This is a genomic window from Vibrio sp. 10N.261.46.A3, assembly GCF_041472995.1.
Taxonomy (GTDB): domain Bacteria; phylum Pseudomonadota; class Gammaproteobacteria; order Enterobacterales; family Vibrionaceae; genus Vibrio; species Vibrio coralliirubri.
Window position 1 is genome coordinate 141384 of sequence record NZ_JBFRRH010000039.1, and the last position, 18316, is coordinate 159699.

The following is an 18316-nucleotide window of genomic DNA, read 5'->3' on the forward strand; positions in this document are numbered from 1 at the left end:
TGAACTATGTATGCATGGTCGGATAGCGATTCAATCAATTTAGTGTGTTTAAAGAAATGGCACGAGACGCCAGATACGGTCAGCTTTGAGCTTGGCAGTATTCCACAAGACTTACATTTCAATTTTAAGCCCGGTCAGTTCATCACCTTGGGTTTAGATATGCCGACGAAAACCGATTACCGTGCTTATTCAGTGGCTTCTTGCCCCGAAGATAACCGCCTGAAGTTGACGGTCAAGCGTGTGGAAGGTGGCTTGGTTTCGAACTTTATTGTTGATGAGCTTGATGAAGGTGACGAGGTTTCTGTGTTGAAGCCGGCAGGCGCGTTTAACTGTATTGATTGCATGCCAACGGCAACAAAGAAAGTAACGCTAGTGAGTGCAGGCTGTGGCATTACACCCGTAATGGCGATGGTAAAATATTGGTTGTCTCAAGACAGTGACATCGAGATTGATTTCGTCCACATGGCACGCAACAAGCTTGAGACTATCTACTTTCAAGAACTTCATCAACTCGATGAATTACATGCCAATTTCAACTTAAAACTGCTGCTGAAAGACAATGAAGGGACAATGGCTCCTCAAGGCCGTTTAGATAAAAATTGGTTGGTGAAACTGAGCCCAGATATCTTAGACAGAACGGTTTACCTATGTGGGCCTGTCGGCTTCATGCAAGATATTGAGAGTTATCTGAAAGAACTTGAGTTCAACATGGATAACTTCTATCAAGAAAGCTTTACTCCTGCTACTCAGAATGCTCAATCAGAAGTGTTAAAAGCCGAAGTTGCTGACGATACGAATAGTGCTGTTAAGGTATTTGTGCATGCGTTCGGCGCTGAAGTTGAAGCAGAAGCGGGAACCCCATTGGCGGATTCATTAGAAAAAGCAGGCGTTCCAATTATTATCGCTTGTCGTAGTGGGATTTGTGGTTCGTGTAAATGCAAAGTGACTAAAGGATCTGTGGAATCAAGCAGCCAAGAAACATTGACGCCAGACCAGATTGAACAGGGGTACGTGCTTGCATGTTCAAGTTCGATTCAGTCGGATGTTGAGGTTGAGTTATAACAGACGTGAAGCTGTGCAAGAGTGATGAAGACAAGGTCTTGTCATCGCGATAAAAGTTAGGGCGCTAGATGTAAAAAGGCCACCTAGATCAGTTAGAGAGAGCAGATCTAAGTGGCAACCCTTTTGTTTATACGGGGGAGTAAAACAAAAGGGGTTGCGAAGCCCATACAGACTTCGCAGATATAGTTATTATGTTGTGGAGCTTGTTGCGATGGACGTATCTACAAGAGCGAAGTTGATTAAACTTCAGGGTATGTCTTGTAGCGTACACCCATCATCTGTTCCATACAGTGAACAACTTGGCAGCTGTAGCCAAACTCGTTATCGTACCAAATGTACAGCACGGCACGGTTGTCTTGTGCGATAGTCGCCACACCGTCAACCACACCTGGGTGACGAGAGCCAACCAAGTCCGTAGATACAATCTCAGTCGAGTCTGTGTAATCGATTTGTGCAGACAAAGCAGAAGACAGCGCCATTTCACGCAGGTACTCGTTCAACTCTTCTTTGTTTGTGCCTTTCTCAAGGTTTAGGTTCGCAACTGCCATTGAAACGTTTGGCGTAGGTACGCGAATCGCATTTCCTGTTAGCTTACCTTCCATTTCCGGCATCGCTTTTGATACAGCTTTAGCAGCGCCAGTCGATGTCAAAACCATGTTCAGTGACGCAGCACGACCACGACGATCACCCGAGTGGAAGTTATCGATTAGGTTTTGATCATTGGTAAATGAGTGCACCGTTTCGATGTGACCAGACAGCACGCCAAACTTGTCGTGAACCGCTTTCAATACTGGCGTGATTGCGTTGGTAGTACAGCTTGCTGCAGAGATGATGGTGTCTTCTGGCTGAATAACATTTTCATTCACACCAAATACCACGTTCTTGATGTCGCCTTTACCAGGCGCAGTCAGTAGCACTTTCTTCGCACCGTTACACGCAACGTGTTGGCTCAGGCCTTCCGCGTCACGCCATACGCCTGTGTTATCAACCACAAGTGCGTTTTCAATACCGTAAGCCGTGTAATCCACTTCTTCTGGTTTGTTTGCGTAGATAACTTGGATGAAGTTACCGTTAACGATGATCGCTTTGCGTTCTTGGTCTACAACAATGCTGCCGTTGAATTGGCCGTGTACAGAGTCACGACGAAGCAGGCTTGCACGTTTCTCTAGGTCGCCATCTTTGCCGCCACGTACAACGATGGCACGCAAACGCAGTGGGTAACCCGGGCCACTTTTCTCGATCAACAGACGAGTGAGCAGTCGGCCAATACGACCAAAACCGTATAATACAACGTCTCGAGGCTCTGTCATCGCATCGCCTTCAAGCGATTCGATAAGCGCAGTTTGTAGGAAATCATCCAACCCGTGTGTGTCTTCGCGATCTTGCCAGAATGAATGCGCAAGGCGACCAACATCAATACGACATGGAGACAAGTCCATAGAGAGAAGGTGTTGAATGATAGGTTGAGTCTGTTCTGCTGTAAGAGGAGAACCAGTGTAACGTTTTGCGATACGGTGAGCTTTGATGATGTCGATAGTTGTCGCGTTAACTAGGGTCTTACCAAAGAGGATAACTTCTACGCCTTTTTGACGGTATAACTGACCTAAAGTTGGAGCGATGGATTCAGCAATGGTTTGACTAGTTTGCCAATCTAGGAGGTGCTTTTCGGGACTCATCTTTACTCGGGACCTTTCACGTTAAGTTTCTGCATTCATGGCGGTTGTAGGGAAGCCAATCAGCATAGGGGATTTGAGGCATCAGGCTGCGGTCTTTATTGCCACTTAAATGTGCTGATATACCTTGTGTGTAACTTGTAATTTTTATGTGGCAGGATTGTAAGGTACGACGGGTTATTCTGCTAGGAAAAATAAATGCAGACAAAATATCTGTAAATTGGCTCTATATTAGCCATAAATCAAGATTTGAACGTCAATAAAGACTATTGACTTTAACAATCTGTAGCACTTATTTTTCGTCAAAAAATACTCAATTCAAAAGATAATATGTAATACAGGTCATATTGAACATTAAAGGTGTGATCGCTAACTCAAGTTACACGTAAACAGTAAACGACAAATAAGGGAATCAACCAGTATTGTTGTTCGACCTTTGAATAAGCCTAGCTTGAGTGTGAAAAGTGCATCACGCAAACGATTGGATGTCACAATTTTAACCTAACTATCCGCTTTGTTAGCGCGCAGAGTCATTATTCACAGTCTAGTTGAGCCGTAGAATGTGGATGTTCACTTGTTATGCGGGTGATAATAACTGGAGAAAACGTCTTTTGTTTACATTTTGCTTACTGAAACCTCGCTTGTTTAAACCAGTCTTAATAAAAGCACGCCTTTCTGCTTTAAAGCATTTTTCTGGATACCAGTGGCTCTAATTTTTCGTTCTGGGCTCAGAGTATCGTTTGTTCATATCCAATTTGATCAATAACCCCCTGTTAATGTCCTATTCTTAATTTGGGCTAGGTAAATTACTTTCGGGAAGGGAGTAGTTATAAAAATGATAAACATGTCAATTAGATGGCGTCTTATTTTTCTTTCCACGGTTTCTGTACTCATTATGTTTGGGTTTACAGTGAATGAAGTGCTTAAGAACGATGAGAAGATGAATCACCTTGAAACAACGCGTATTAAGGTCGAAGCGCTTCAATCTTTTAATACGGTTTCAAGTGATGCTTATCGATGGTTGGTGCTGTCTAATGATTCCCCTGAGAAAGGTCAGTTGCTTTTAACACTGCAATCAGAGCTGGATAGACTGACTCAGTATGGAATGCGACTTCAACAGTTCGACAGCAATTGGAGCATTGAACCTCAGTTAGCTGAATTGAAAAAGCTGTTGATGAGCCTTGCTAGTACAACTGAAACAACAGACAGCAGACAATTGACAGAGCGCGCTTTCGACTTGTTAAAAGACGTGTTAATGGAGCTGTCTGAATATCGTATGGCCTTAGTCGATGACAATATTGGTCAAGCGGAAGCGATGTTCATCAATCTTACGCATTACGTGTTTTGGACTCAGAGAGAAGCGTGGTTAAGCTTCAGCTTGTATCGCTCCCCAGAGTTTAAAAATCAATACTTGCTGAGCTATGTTGGTGCTCTAGAGAGGCAGCAACAGCTATTAGATACCTTTTTCCGTTCGGATACGCGTTCTCCAAACATTAGACAGTTGCTAAACGCTGTCGCCAAAGATGAATTCCAAGACAAATTTACATCTCGAATCCTCAAAGGGGACTTTTCATCACCCGAAATATATCAACACTTGAAAAGCTTAGAGGTCAAAAAACGCGCTATTTCAAACGCGATTGGCGCTTACACTAATCAAATACAGTTTGAACTGACCAAGAATATCGCGTTGCAGAAAAGACAAACCTTGGTCATGACGTTGCTTATCCTCATCGCTTCTGGGGTTCTGATGTGGCTCGGGGTTGCGACGTCTCTGCGTTTAAACAAAAACCTGTCGATTATCTTGAAAGGTGTGTCGGAATGCGCTGATAGCTACGGCCAGCCAAAGGTGATTCATATCCAAGGGAACGATGAGCTTGCCGAGTTCACTGAAACCCTAAATCGAGTGATGGAGCGCAACTATCTGCACAACAAAGAGTTGATAACAGCAAAAGAAGACGCGATTTCGGCTAACAAAGCCAAAAGCGCATTCTTAGCCAATATGTCACATGAAATACGCACGCCACTTAACGGGATCATTGGCATGGCTGAGATCTTATCTCAAAGCCAACTGAGCCCAAATCAACAAGAAGTACTGGGGGATATCGAATCGTCCTCTCACTCTTTGCTGGTGCTGCTGAATGACATCCTCGATCTGTCTAAAATCGAGTCGGGTAACTTGATGTTGTCACCACACAATGCTGATTTGCGAGAAGCGGTCTATGACTCCGTGAGTGTGATTCAGTCGAAAGCGATCAGTAAGGATATTGAGCTCGACATCAATATCGACTATCAAACGCCGGCACAACTGTTTTTCGATGAGTACCGTGTGCGACAGGTGCTAACCAATCTGCTTTCTAATGCCATCAAGTTTACGTCCAAGGGCACAATTACCACAGACATAGCTTACACACCTATGTCTATGGGCAGAGGTAAACTTGAATGCAGCGTGTCTGATACCGGTATTGGGATTGAGCCTGAGAAGCTAGAGTCCATATTTGAACCTTTCACTCAAGAAGATGGCAGCATTACCCGTCAATTTGGTGGTACGGGGCTAGGGCTTGCGATTTGTCGACAGCTTGTTGATTTGATGGGTGGTTACATTACCGCGCGTTCAGTGAAAGGAGAGGGCTCTACATTCACGTTTTGTTTGTATGTCGATGTTGTAGAAGCGCCTGTTCAAACTTTCGATAACCTGAGCCGAGCGACCATCATATCGAACTCTTTCAATTACCTTGATCAGCTTGTTAAAGAGTGTGAGCGTTTGAATGTTCGAGCCAATGTGGTGTCATCCATTGCAGCCCTTAGTGAAAGTGTAAAAGAAAGCGACTTCATACTTTATTGTCATACCTTGCATCACTCTATGGAGAAAGATCTTGTGACATTGAAGGCGATATATCCTCTTGCTCGCGTCATCGTGTGTCAGCATCACCTATTTAAAACCAACCTAATCACAGAGACGGTCCACTCGACTCATACCTTGCCATTCTTGGGCCGACGTTTCTTAACTAGCTTACAATCTCTCGATGTCGGCGAAGAGCAAACTCCTCAAGTGGAAGCAAAAGATGAAGAGGTTCGCTCTCTGAATCGACGCATTTTGATCGTTGAAGACAATCTGATGAATCAAAAAATAGCGAGCTTCTTCCTTGAGCAAGCGGGTTATGAATATTTGATTGCCAGTAATGGCCAAGAAGCGGTGGATGTCATTACTCAGGGAGCTCAGTTTGATGCGGTCTTAATGGACTGCATGATGCCTGTTATGGACGGTATAACGGCGACTCGTGCGATTCGTCAGTGGGAAGCCGATCAACAAGTCACACCATTACCCATCATAGCTTTAACCGCCAGTGTTCTAGAAGAAGACATCAAAGACTGTTTTGAAGCCGGTATGAACGCCTACTTACCGAAACCCTATAAATCTCATCAGCTGTACGATCTTTTCAGTAGCCTTGATATTGTCTAAGGGCTCCCTTATCAAGGCTAGCGCGACGCTACTTAACGAACTTCCAATCCAAGGTTGTATTGTGCAAGGCAACGACCGACATAGCTGATTTTCAACAAGGCTGCGACTAAGATGGTGCTGATGTGGGCGACGATTTGAATTGGCAGTGAGAAGTGATCGGCCATTGGATAAGCAACGATAATACTGAGAAGCATAAGCAAGGTTGTGATAGCTAGACTGAAGTTTGAAACAGAAAGCAGAGTTTGAAAGCGTTGAGTCATCGTCTTCATATTGAATTCCTAATTGCTATTAATAATTATGATACTTGTTATTAATAGCAATTAGCGTTCCAGTTTTAATTTAAATTTAAAATCAAAATCTTATGTAATTCCACTTATTTTTGGAGTCTAAATGACACGTACTAATTGTAAGTCTTTATGACTCGATCGTGTTTCTTTACCATTGTCTAAACCCACACGTATCGATGTGGAATCGAACACCAGAATATAAACCCAGCCCAACGTTATTTTTTTGCCCGAATTCCGAATGAATCTTTTTGAGTTTCACGTGTAGATCTTCACGAGTAATATCATTTGCAGGCACCAGGTCTAAGGCACAGAACTCTAAGTGCTTGCTTCGCAGTGCGCCGCCAGCTTGTTGATTGTAGAGCTTAGAGCGTTCACCAGACACGGGGATCACGACGCCAATTTCAGGTTCAATGTATTGTTGTATGTAATTCAACGTCTTGATCATGTTGGGTACGTTTTTGTTATCGGGCAGGGTAAACAAGGTGGTGTTGCTCATCGCCCAGTCTGTCCCTTGCAGCAGAACGAGATGCAAAGGCATACTCTGCGTAATGCCGGCGTCTTTGAGTTGCTGGCCGATCTCTCTTACTTGGTCTTCTGCGTGATTTAGAAGCATCCAACCTCTAAACGCTGAACGAGTCGGGACTTTGTAGCCATGAACATCGACCAAGAGATCGTCATAAGTAATTTCCGTCTCTTCGGTATACAGTCGTTCAAATTCTTCAGGGTAGGGTTGTGCGGTTGATAAGGCTAAGGTAATCAGAATACTTGCGTACATACGGTCTCTCCATCGCTGATGTTCACCTAGTTATTTTTCTTCCTACGGTTGCTCTGTTTTCTCTAATGGTTCAGTGTTCTATAGTTGTTCAGTTCATGCGGTTACTTAGGTACGCTTAAGTATAGACGCTAGAATTTAGGTACAAAAAAACCCACTACAAAGAGTGGGTTACTAACATTATTACAAGTTAATCAACTAGGTGAGATTATTTCTTACCTTGGATTTGCTTGTCTTCTTCTGTCAGTTCACGAATGCGACGGCTGATGTCACGGCGAGCTTTAGAAATCTCGGCGCTCTTGATGATGTGGTCATCAACACGGTCTTCGTAGTCAGCTTTCATATTTTTGATAATGCCTAGGATCTCGTCGTGAGTCATCTCTGGCTTGATGTAATCAAGTAGGTTATCAAGAAGGTCGACACGCTTGCGGTTGTCACGAACTTTCTTTTCGTTGTCTAAAAGTTCACGCTTAAGTTTGTTCTTACGTCGTGCTTGGTTAACAATTTCAAATACGCTGCTCATAGATTCCTTTTCCTATTCGTCAAATACGTTGTCTGGTTCTGATTAAAGCACATCAATTGATGATGTAACAGTCTTTAGATCAAAGCAAAAGTAAGGTTGTTTAATTATTCGTCACTCTCGCTGATGTGTGATTGTTTTTATCTTACCGTTCAAGTTAGTATCCCATGTAGATACTGCATTGATACGAAATGTGAAATGAATCAACAACAATTGGAAAACGAAGAATTGGACGACAATGTCACTGAATCTTCAGCAGAACAAAACAAGCTTCGTGATGCGTATGTACAAGAGCGTACTTATTTGGAAGTCGTGGAAATAGAGCTAAACCGTTCTAAGATCATAATGATTGATGAACAGGGCAGAAAGAAACGAGTACCAATTTTGTCTGAACACTAGTTACTGCATTGTTAGGTGTTGAGATGAAATTATCAAAATAATAAAAAGGAAAAACGATGAACACAGTACTTTCCCCAATTGAAGCGAGAATTATCGGTTGTTTGATCGAGAAAGAAGTCACTACTCCCGATCATTACCCACTGACACTGAACAGTTTAACCACGGCATGTAATCAAAAGAGTAACCGTGAACCTGTTCTCTCTCTTTCTGAGTCAGATGTTTTAGATGCGGTTGATGGTTTAATCGGACGTCGCATGGTGAGCGATGAGAGCAGCTTCAATAGCCGTGTTAATAAGTATCAGCATCGTTTCTGCAACACTGAGTTCGGTGATCTGCAATTTACAGAGCAAGAGCGTGCAATCATCTGTTGTATGTTACTGCGCGGCGCGCAAACACCGGGTGAACTTCGTACTCGAACGGGTCGCCTTGCAAACTTTAGTGATGTGAAAGAAGTAGAAGCAACATTAGATAAGCTAGCTGCAAGAGAAGCAGGTGCCTTAGTGGTTAAGCTGCCACGTGAAGCGGGTAAACGTGAATCACGCTACCAGCACTTGTTGAGCGGTGAAGTGGATGTTGAAGCGTTTGCGATGGCATCAGTAAGCGCGGCTGCCCCCTCTGCAACGAGTGAAAAGTTTGAAGAGCTTGAGTCTGAAGTTGCAAGCCTAAGAGCAGAAGTGGCAGAGCTTAAGGCTCTGGTTGAATCACTGCTTTAAATGTCAGACGCTGATAAAAATGCTGATTGGGTCGTGTACTTGATCCGCAATCGCCACAATGCCCTTTATTGTGGCGTAACGAACAATCTAGAACGTCGATTTGAACAACATCAAACCGGTAAAGGCGCCAAAGCTTTAAAAGGTAAAGGCCCGCTTAAGTTGGTTTGGAGTTTTGATGTTGGCTCAAAAAGTGAAGCATTGAAAACCGAATACGCGATCAAGCAATTGCCCAAATCCCGCAAAGAAAAATTGGTATCACTCAAATTGATTATTGAGTGGAAAAAAGACAAAATTCAATATATCGAAGTCTCATAATTCATAGCCAAAATGTTTGTTATTGATTAAATCTTAATAATGTAAGGGCCTATAATAAATTAAGCTAAGCTTATGAATTTAAATGGTAATTACTCTTACCGTGAATGGGCTGAAATCATGATTGAACTCGTTGTTCATAATCTCCATTCCAAATTAACATATTGCTCATTTAGAATGTCGTTCTAATTAGTGTTAGACGCTATCATTTATCATCGTTGTCCTACATAATATCCATTAGCCATACAAAGAGATGGTGTCATGCTAGGTTAAAAAAATGAGCCAAAGTAGCTCATATAAAACGAGAAAAATATGAAACGTTTACTGATGTTGTTTGGACTTGCCGTATTTTCTGCGTCCGCTCTCTCCCATGGTACTCATGTCCTCAATGGGTACTGGGAATACCAAGATTATCTTTCCACTTTTCCAGAACAAAGAGCATTGACCGATAAAATGGTCGAGGCTGTACAAAATCACCCTGTGCCACTGAGAAGAATCCAAGACGAGCCGATTACGATTTCCGTGGTGTATCCGGGTCAACAGATCTCGGATTACTGGGTTCGTAATATTCAAGCTTTTGAGAAACGTCTCGATAGGCTGAAGATCCGCTACCAAATAAATCAAGTATTTACCCGTATTAATGCCGATCTCGCGCAGCAGAGTATTTCGTTGCAAGAAGCGATTGAAAACAAGACGGATTATTTGATTTTCACGCTAGATACCACGCGCCACCGCAAGTTTATTGAACACGTGTTGACCTCTACGGACACCAAACTGATTCTTCAAAATATCACGACGCCAGTGCGAGCTTGGGCAGATAGACAGCCATTTATGTATGTGGGTTTTGACCATGCGACAGGCAGCTTAAAACTGGCGGACTATTTTAAACAAGTAAGTCCACCAGACAGTAAGTATTCTGTTTTGTATTACTCACAAGGCTATATTAGTGATGCGCGTGGAGATACTTTTATCCATGAAGTGAATACGGATACCAACTTTACCCTTAAGTCTTCGTTTTACACTAAATCAAACAAAGACAGTGGCTACCAAGCGGCTAAAATCAGCATAGAGAACGATAAGGATCTAGACTTTATCTATGCATGCTCAACGGATGTCGCTCTCGGTGCAATGGAAGCGATTCGTGAATCGGGCCAAGACATCTTAGTGAATGGTTGGGGAGGCGGTTCTGCTGAACTTGAAGCCATTGCAAGGGGCGACCTAGATGTCACTGTCATGCGTATGAACGACGATACGGGCATTGCGATGGCAGAGGCGATTAAGTGGGATCTAGCCGGTTTGGAAGTGCCTACCGTTTACTCTGGTGAATTTGAAATTGTGACCAAGGAAGATTCCCCAGAACGTATTTCAGAACTTAAACAGCGAGCATTTAGGTACTCAGGTCAATAATGAAGAAAAGCTACGCCAGTACACCTAGAAACACTTTAGCTAGACTCATTACGCGTATCGTTATTTTGGTGATAGGCGTGATGGCACTTGGCGTGCTTATTCATAATTATGAAACGAGCAGTAACATCGTACAGCAAGAGACGAATCGAACGGTTCAGCAAACCTCTAGCCTGATCCAAAACATGTTTGATTATCGTTTGTCGGTGCTGCAAATCCATCAAGACAGTAGCTCACACAGTGAAACTCTCAGAGAGTATTTTGATACCGGTAATGACGAGATTCTGAGCTACTTTTTCTTTGGTGTTGACCAACGTGAACCTGATCATGCGCCAGATTTACGCTTTGTCTCTACCCACGATGGTTTGGCTTGGGAAGATGGCAACAGTCAATTCTATGGTTTAGATGAGTCCAACTTAAAGCATATTTCTGATGAGGTTTCATTCAGCAGTAATTGGCATTTTATTAAACTGAGGACAGATATAGGTAAGCGTCACTTGTTGGCTCGCCGTACCCCTATCGTTGATAACGCCACCGGGGAAGTGCTTGGACAGCTCTATATCGCCATTGTGCTTGATAATAACTTCTCTTTGGCTGAGTCAATCCAACAAGGCAGTAACTGCGAAAATATCGTTATTGAAGCGCACGGTACACCGGTGACATCGACATTCAGTGGTGATGAAAGCTACACCATTACTGACATCCTCAATTATCAAATGTACGAACAGTTGCCTCGTCATTTCGTCACCATCGCAACCATTAAGATCAACGCGGTTGAAACCCCTTTAATCATTCGAGCCGTTCAAAAGAACAATAACTTCATTGCGTTAGAAGAGAATTATCAACGCGCGATCATCGTGGTGATTGTGGTGATTATATTGATGTCTTTCTTTGCGCGAACTTGGATTCAAAGAAGGGTTGCTGCTGAGCTAGATAAGCTGATGGATTTCACTCGCTCCGCAAGCGATGGCGAAGAGTACAACAAGTTTGATGGCTCTAACATTTTCGAATTCCACCATATTGGTTGTACCCTTGAAGACACCTTTGAGCGTTTATCGGAACAGAATCAAAAGTTCCAAGACCTCTTTAACTTTGCTCATTCACCTATTTTGGTTTGGTCTGAGAAAGGCGACTTGATTCAGATGAACCCCGCCGCTCGTATGGCGCTGTTCGATGCTGATGACAATTATGGCCCAATCGCTCAAGAGTTTGAGCATCGTATGCTGCCTAATATTCAAATGGTGGTTCAAGGCTCTAAACTGACGGGTATTAACGTACCCATTGGTGAAAAGGTGTTTCGTTGGAACATGTCTGCTATTCGCGTGGAACACGGCATCACAGGTGTTGTAGTACAAGGGCAAGATATTACTAAGCTTATCGAGGCGGAAAGGCAGGCTGATCGAGCAAGAGAAGAAGCCGAGCATCTTGCGAATGTACGTGCAGACTTCCTAGCTAAGATGAGTCACGAGATTCGCACGCCGCTCAACGGTATTCTCGGTGTGTCTCAGCTGCTCAAGCGCTCTATGCGCAATGAAGATAACCGCGAGCAAGTGGATGTACTGTGTAATAGTGCGGAACATTTACTGGCGGTACTTAATGATATCTTGGACTTCTCAAAGATTGAGCAAGGGCAGTTTAATATTCAAAAGAAAGACTTCCGCTTGGGGGAGTTAGTTAATACCTTAGACAGCATCTATCGCCCGTTGTGTGAAGATAAATCCGTCGAATTTACTATTGTGAACCACTTGGTTGATGACATCGAAATCAACACCGACCAAGTGCGCCTCAACCAGATCATGTTTAATCTGTTGAGCAACGCCCTTAAGTTCACTCATCAAGGCGGTATCTCCGTCAGCTTTGAGCTCGAGAGTATCTTTAACTCTGATCACGCCAGCTTAATCGTTCGAGTGAAAGATTCCGGTATTGGTATTGATGAAAGCAAGATTGATGCTGTTTTTGAACCCTTTGTTCAAGCTGAAGAGACCACCACTCGTGAATATGGCGGTACTGGTTTAGGACTTACGATTGTAAAAAATCTGGTCGATATGCTGGAGGGGGACATTCAAGTCCGCAGTGTGATAGGTCAAGGCTCAGAGTTCACGATAGAAATTCCAGTGGTCGTACACGCCAAGCCGCTATTAGTCGATGCTAAGAAACAAGCTGAGGTTGAGCCAGAGGCGTTGTTTAGTCGACCTTTGAATGTGTTGCTGGTGGAAGACAATCACACCAACGCCTTTATTGCTCAGGCTTTCTGTAAGAAATATGGCATGGTCGTCACTTGGGCAAAAGATGGCTTAGAAGCGATTGAGATGGCTAAGACGATAACCTATGACTTAATCTTGATGGATAACCAACTTCCTAATCTCGGTGGTGTTGAAACCACTCAGCAACTAAGAGGTGAGATTGGTGTGTCAGCCCCAATTTATGCGTGTACCGCTGATGCTCAAGAGTCAACAAGAGATAGTTTTATGGCCGCAGGGGCGAATTACGTGATTGTAAAACCGATTAAAGAAGAGTCGCTACATCAAGCATTTGTTCATTTCAAAAACTCATACTGGAATGACACAGAGCACTAGGCTTTAACTTAGTGCTCTTAAATGGACTCTATTGAAGATAAGTAACTAATTTGCTGCCTTTATATCGAGCCAGCGACAAAGGCTTGTTCCAACAGTAGCGTTTTCAACTCATCACTCATATCTAGGTGTTCAGGGAATTGGACACCTAACAACCAGCCTTGTCTTTGTCTTTTCTTACTCACCACTTTGTAGACCAGATCGTCATCTAAGAACTCATTTAAGTCAGAATTAACTTTAATCTTCCAGCCGACATCAATATCTGATTGCTGGGTAAGATAGATGCCGCAGCCTGAAGCTGAAAAATCGATCAGTGTGGCATCCAGCGACAAGGTATCAAAGGTGACTTCACAGCTGAGACGTACTTTATACCTTTCGTGTTCACGAATAGGCTTGGTTGCAAAGTTTGAGGGGGGGCGAAGGAAGATTAGATGTGCTGGTGAGGTGATATGAGCCAGTACATTGGTTTTGAACGCGACAATGTGCCCAAGTTCGGTGTCGGTAATCGCACGAACAATAATATCAACGTTTGTGAGCTTTCTCAGTGTCAGTGCTTCTGTCGCTTTTTGCGTAAGCTCTAGGATAAGGTACTGATCTTCTTTGTGTCCGATATAAAGCGTACTGATCTGGATTGAGTCGTCTGGGCCAAATTCTAATACACCTGCTGTTTTTGTACCTGGCTTTAGGTATCTGAACAGTTCTAATTTTTTATCTTTATGCATATTCGTTACTGAACAATGTTAATCGTTTGATAAAATAATATAACGTCCTGATAAAACTATGTCATTAGTTTCATTGAAGTAATTAGCGGCGTACAACAAAAAATGAATCGCTGTCTCAAGTAAACAACGGCTTACTCTTGTCGTAAAACAAGATACACTGCTGACAGATATATACTTAATGGAGAAATAGTAAATGGAACTGGAAACGTTATTGAATACTTTGGCTGAAACCCCAGAAGCCGTGCAATTTGAAGATACAATGCAAGTGATCGAAGCCCACTATGATTTTTCTGAGAGCGAGTTTCGCAATGGTGAGGTAGTGAACGCTGCAGGGCAGAATAATGGTTCGTGTAAGATTTTTGCTTTTGGTTTAGAGCAAGGTTTATCAGCGGAGCAAACACTTGCTTGTTTTGGTCAATTTTATCGTAACGACGTGTTAGGTTTTCCTGATAACAGCGACCATCAAAATATTCGTAACTTTATGGTTCATGGCTGGAATGGTATCCAGTTTTCTCAGCCTGCGCTGGTTGCAAAAGCGAAGTAGACACTAACCAGGTAGCGATCAGGTCGAAACTTAATCTCAGTATTTTGAAGCGAGAAAACAACCTCTCGCTTTTTTGTCTATGTTGAACCAGCTTGTAACTTGATAACTAGTAACGAGCTGAATAGGTTCTAAACTACTGAACAGGCAAGGCAGACAAGCACTTACGACACATGCAAACCCCAGCTTTTGGAATATCGCTAGTATCTCGTTTTTCTAGCTCAAAACACCAGCACGTATCTTTACCCGCACTGATATCGCATTGAGCTTGCTCATTACACTGTGGACACTGGTGAGTCGAACTCTCGCCACTAAGGTTATCCATGACTGACGTTCGTTCGTTTTCAGATAAGCCTTTCCAGCCTATAATCTCATCCATTGTTCGAAAGCAGCCACTACACATTCCGCCATTATTTTTACAAGCCGCTCGGCAAGGTGTTTTCATTTATTTAACCTGTGATTCATTTGGGCTGAAATGTAGCATATTTGTTTACTCTTGAAGAGCCGTTAGGCTAAGAAATTACTCAGTTAAATTTAGAAATGACCTCGTAATTTTTAGGCTTTTCATGTAGCATCTCGCCCCTTTTGTTGAGTGGGGGATATTATGTTTATTGGATTTGATTATGGAACAGCGAACTGTTCTGTCGCGGCGATGGTTAATGGAGAGCCAAGCCTGTTACCGCTCGAAGGTAACAACCACTATATTCCCTCAACCGTGTTTGCGCCTACCCGTGAGAGTGTTTCTGAACACCTCTTCCGTCACTTGAATATCAAGCCGAGTGATGCGATCGGTGAGCAAGTATTACGACGTGCGATCGCTCTGAACAGAGAAGAGAGTATCGACTTAGTGCCAGAAGACATGGCATTTGGTCAGGCTGCATTGGACTTATATTTAGAAGATCCTCGCGATGTTTATTACGTTAAGTCTCCTAAGTCTTTCCTTGGCGCGAGTGGACTGCATGATGTTCAGGTGAGTTTCTTCGAAGATTTAGTGTGTGCCATGATGGCAAATATCAAGCATCAAGCCGAACTCACGACTCAAGAGCAGATCAAGCAAGCTGTTATCGGCCGACCAATTAACTTCCACGGTCGAGGTGGTGAAGAGGCGAACAGACAAGCTGAAGACATCCTCACTCGCGCAGCTAGGCGTGCAGGTTTCCTTGATATCGCTTTTCAATTTGAGCCCGTAGCCGCAGGTCTTGATTACGAAAGTACATTAACTGAAAACCAAACAGTATTGGTTGTCGATATTGGCGGTGGTACCACCGATTGCTCATTATTAGAAATGGGACCAAGTTGGTCTGGTAAAGCGGATCGTACCCAGAGCTTGTTGGCACACAGTGGACAAAGGGTAGGGGGTAATGACCTCGATATCTATCTTGCATTCAAACAACTGATGTCACCTTTTGGTATGGGCAGCAAAGGCATTTCGGGTATCGATATGCCACTGACTCAATTCTGGAACCCAATTGCGATTAATAATGTTGAAGCTCAAAAGAATTTCTATTCGAGAGAAAACTTAGCAGCATTGAAATTACTTCGTAAAGAAGCGTCAGAGCCTCAAAAGCTAGAACGTTTGATGAAGGTTTATCACGACACCTTGGGCTACGGTATTGTGCGCAGAGCGGAAGAAGCCAAGATTGCGCTGGCAGAATCCTCTCAATATCGTGCTGCGATTAATGTTGCCTCTGAACTGGTCGAGGTAGATATCTCAGTCGAACAGATGGTTGAAGCGATTGAAACACCAAAGTCTAAGATGGTTGAGTTGGTTAAAGAGGCGATTCAACAAGGCCAGAAAAAGCCAGACGTAATCTACATGACGGGTGGTTCAGCTCGTTCACCGATACTTCGTGAAGCCGTACAACAAGCTGTGCCGAACGTACCGATTGTGAGTGGTAATTACTTCGGTTCAGTAACTGCAGGGTTAGCTCGTTGGGCCGAGGTTTGCTTTAAATAAGAGTCCATTGGTGAGTTATGAAGGGCAACCAGTCGCTGATTGGTTGCCCTTTTTTTGTTTTTTCTCTAATGAACTTTCTATTGAGCGATTTTTCCTAGCTCAAATTAGGATTTGTTTCACAAAGCTAAATATTTCAGTTGAGTTCTGCATGTTACAAAGTATTTCAATGGTAAGGGTGTGTACCTCAATGGTCTGATGAGTGAACCGTCGGTTCGATTTTTAATGCTTTATTAGTGACTAAAAAATCAAAAATAATCAAAGCATTTGTCTAAAAAGATGAAAGGGTTCGTCAGTGGATTCTCATCTATCATTTTGTTTTAAAGGTATTTTTATTTTTTATAGGTCGATTTTTTTTATTTTATATATTTTAATGCAACTTTCCTGCCATTCGTATATTAGGGTTGGGCTGCTTGTTAAATGCAGGTAACAACTTCTCCGTAAGCACGAGGTTGTTAGTGAATAACTCACCCAGTTACATAATGGATATGACAATGAATAAGAAACTTTTAGCGCTAGCAATTTCTGGTGCAGTATTTGGTACACAGGCAGTTGCAGTAGAACTTTACAACGAAGACGGCACAACATTCTCTGTTGGCGGCCACGTTTCAGTAAACCTAAATGGTTCTGAGAACGGCGATACAGATGTAGGTGCTAACTCACCACGTATCAACTTTAACGCTACTCAAGAACTGAGTAACGGCTTTACTGCTGACGCTAAAGGCGAATGGGCACTTAACTACCTTGAAGGTGGTGAAGAGACGTTTACAACTCGTCTAGGTTACGTCGGTCTTACTCACGATAACTTTGGTCGCGCAGTAGTGGGTACTCAATGGGCTCCTTACTACGACGTAGCGGGTGTTGCGGATATGCCAATCGCATTCGCGAATGACTTTATTTACGACAACCACGGTGCTCTTGGTACTGGTCGTGCAGACAAAATGGTTTCTTACCGCAACGGTTTTGAACTAGGTGAAGCTGGTAAAGTTACTATCGGTCTAGGTTGGCAGGGTACTCAAACTGCATCTGACATCTACACTGCAACTATTAGCGATGATTCTGGTTTGACTGATGCGTCTCAAACAATTGGTATCAACACTGAAGTTAAAGACCGCACACAAGTTACACTTGGTTACGAGATCATGGGTGCTAAACTTGGTTACGGTTACAACACTGGTGACATCAAGATTTCTGGCGACACTGAAACAGCATCATCTCACGTATTCTCTGCAGCATATGGTTCATACGGCACAGGTCTTTACCTTGCGGGTGTTTACGCTTCTAACGAGTACATGAACTCTACTTCAAGTACTGGTGCATTTAACGGTGTAGATGCGACGCTAACTGGCCTTCTAGCTGAAAGTGATGCATACGAGCTATTGGCTGCATACGCACTAGACAACAGCCTAAACTTCATCATCAACTACGAGATGGTTGAAGGTCGTGTAGCTACAGGCGAGTCAAAAGACACAGCTCGTGAAGAGCTAGCTCTTCAAACTGAGTACAACTTCACTCCTAAGTTTGTTGGTTACGCTGGTTACCAGTTCGACCTAAACGACGACAACGGTCGTAATACTGATGATAAGTGGACTATCGGTGGTCGTTACTACCTATAAGTCGCAGACTTATTTAGCATAGTGTTTACTCCTTAAGTTTACCTTTTCGGATACTGTCCTAGACACCATGCTAAGCCCTCTCAAGCCTTTTGGTTTGAGAGGGCTTCTTTCGTTCTATACGCACCTGTTTTAGCTTTTCCTTCATGTTCCCTTGCTATTCATTTTGTCTACGTAGCTATGGCTCTTGTCATTAGTATTACATGTCGCGATCTTCGGATAAAAGTATTTAAATCATTTAATTGAGCTAAAGATCAGAATTTAGATATTGGTAACCATCTTGTCGAAGACTCTCATTTTATGATGCGTTA

At 43.1% G+C, this 18316-nt stretch carries 16 protein-coding genes; 10 read left to right on the forward strand and 6 right to left on the reverse strand.

What is annotated here, in order from left to right; all coding sequences use genetic code 11:
- Positions 1–6 precede the first annotated feature (6 nt).
- A complete protein-coding gene (locus tag AB4484_RS11520) occupies positions 7–1062 on the forward strand; it encodes a 2Fe-2S iron-sulfur cluster-binding protein (RefSeq protein WP_372078192.1) in 1056 nt (351 codons plus the stop codon).
- 239 nt (positions 1063–1301) lie between these two features.
- Here AB4484_RS11520 and AB4484_RS11525 read toward each other — a convergent pair whose 3' ends face one another.
- A complete protein-coding gene (locus AB4484_RS11525; RefSeq protein ID WP_048612894.1) occupies positions 1302–2738 on the reverse strand; it encodes a glyceraldehyde-3-phosphate dehydrogenase in 1437 nt (478 codons plus the stop codon).
- Positions 2739–3630: 892 nt separating this feature from the next.
- Here AB4484_RS11525 and AB4484_RS11530 point away from each other — a divergent pair.
- Positions 3631–6195: an ATP-binding protein gene (locus tag AB4484_RS11530; protein ID WP_372078232.1), complete on the forward strand. Its 2565-nt coding sequence runs from the start codon at positions 3631–3633 to the stop codon at positions 6193–6195.
- A 32-nt stretch (positions 6196–6227) separates the two neighbouring features.
- Here the strand turns inward: AB4484_RS11530 and AB4484_RS11535 are convergent, their stop codons facing one another.
- From AB4484_RS11535 to AB4484_RS11545, 3 genes are all read right to left on the reverse strand, one after another.
- On the reverse strand, positions 6228–6464 hold the full coding sequence (locus AB4484_RS11535; RefSeq protein ID WP_048608901.1) for a hypothetical protein: 237 nt from the start codon (positions 6462–6464) through the stop codon (positions 6228–6230).
- Between the two features lie 166 nt (positions 6465–6630).
- Positions 6631–7257 (reverse strand): D-Ala-D-Ala carboxypeptidase family metallohydrolase, encoded by a 627-nt coding sequence (locus AB4484_RS11540; RefSeq protein ID WP_372078195.1) that lies wholly within the window; start codon positions 7255–7257, stop codon positions 6631–6633.
- A gap of 205 nt (positions 7258–7462) precedes the next feature.
- A complete protein-coding gene (locus tag AB4484_RS11545) occupies positions 7463–7777 on the reverse strand; it encodes a DUF496 family protein (protein ID WP_004742367.1) in 315 nt (104 codons plus the stop codon).
- 195 nt (positions 7778–7972) lie between these two features.
- On the opposite strand from AB4484_RS11545, the gene AB4484_RS11550 reads away from it, so the two are divergent.
- The 5 genes from AB4484_RS11550 to luxQ all read left to right on the forward strand — a co-directional run bounded on the left by AB4484_RS11550 (position 7973) and on the right by luxQ (position 13178).
- The gene (locus AB4484_RS11550) at positions 7973–8173 is read left to right on the forward strand and encodes a hypothetical protein (RefSeq protein ID WP_017068647.1); all 201 of its coding nucleotides are present in this window, start codon (positions 7973–7975) and stop codon (positions 8171–8173) included.
- Between the two features lie 56 nt (positions 8174–8229).
- Positions 8230–8886: a YceH family protein gene (locus AB4484_RS11555; protein WP_017061769.1), complete on the forward strand. Its 657-nt coding sequence runs from the start codon at positions 8230–8232 to the stop codon at positions 8884–8886.
- Positions 8887–9201 carry a GIY-YIG nuclease family protein gene (locus AB4484_RS11560; protein WP_048608895.1) on the forward strand — a complete coding sequence of 105 codons (315 nt, stop codon included), beginning with the start codon at positions 8887–8889 and terminating at the stop codon, positions 9199–9201.
- 309 nt (positions 9202–9510) lie between these two features.
- The gene (locus AB4484_RS11565; RefSeq protein WP_048608893.1) at positions 9511–10605 is read left to right on the forward strand and encodes an autoinducer 2-binding periplasmic protein LuxP; all 1095 of its coding nucleotides are present in this window, start codon (positions 9511–9513) and stop codon (positions 10603–10605) included.
- Positions 10605–13178 (forward strand): quorum-sensing autoinducer 2 sensor kinase/phosphatase LuxQ, encoded by a 2574-nt coding sequence (gene luxQ / locus AB4484_RS11570; protein WP_372078198.1) that lies wholly within the window; start codon positions 10605–10607, stop codon positions 13176–13178. The genes AB4484_RS11565 and luxQ overlap by 1 nt, the downstream gene beginning before the upstream one ends.
- 59 nt (positions 13179–13237) lie before the next feature.
- Here the strand turns inward: luxQ and AB4484_RS11575 are convergent, their stop codons facing one another.
- Positions 13238–13897: a PilZ domain-containing protein gene (locus AB4484_RS11575; protein WP_372078200.1), complete on the reverse strand. Its 660-nt coding sequence runs from the start codon at positions 13895–13897 to the stop codon at positions 13238–13240.
- 193 nt (positions 13898–14090) lie between these two features.
- On the opposite strand from AB4484_RS11575, the gene AB4484_RS11580 reads away from it, so the two are divergent.
- The gene (locus tag AB4484_RS11580; RefSeq protein WP_050644050.1) at positions 14091–14441 is read left to right on the forward strand and encodes a HopJ type III effector protein; all 351 of its coding nucleotides are present in this window, start codon (positions 14091–14093) and stop codon (positions 14439–14441) included.
- Positions 14442–14574: 133 nt separating this feature from the next.
- Here the strand turns inward: AB4484_RS11580 and AB4484_RS11585 are convergent, their stop codons facing one another.
- Positions 14575–14883 carry a DUF1289 domain-containing protein gene (locus AB4484_RS11585; RefSeq protein ID WP_372078202.1) on the reverse strand — a complete coding sequence of 103 codons (309 nt, stop codon included), beginning with the start codon at positions 14881–14883 and terminating at the stop codon, positions 14575–14577.
- A 159-nt stretch (positions 14884–15042) separates the two neighbouring features.
- Between AB4484_RS11585 and yegD the strand changes: the two genes are divergently transcribed.
- Positions 15043–16395, forward strand: coding sequence for a molecular chaperone (gene yegD, locus AB4484_RS11590; RefSeq protein ID WP_372078203.1), 1353 nt, complete (start codon positions 15043–15045; stop codon positions 16393–16395).
- 491 nt (positions 16396–16886) lie between these two features.
- A complete protein-coding gene (locus tag AB4484_RS11595; protein WP_372078205.1) occupies positions 16887–18008 on the forward strand; it encodes a porin in 1122 nt (373 codons plus the stop codon).
- The last annotated feature ends 308 nt before the right edge of the window (positions 18009–18316 follow it).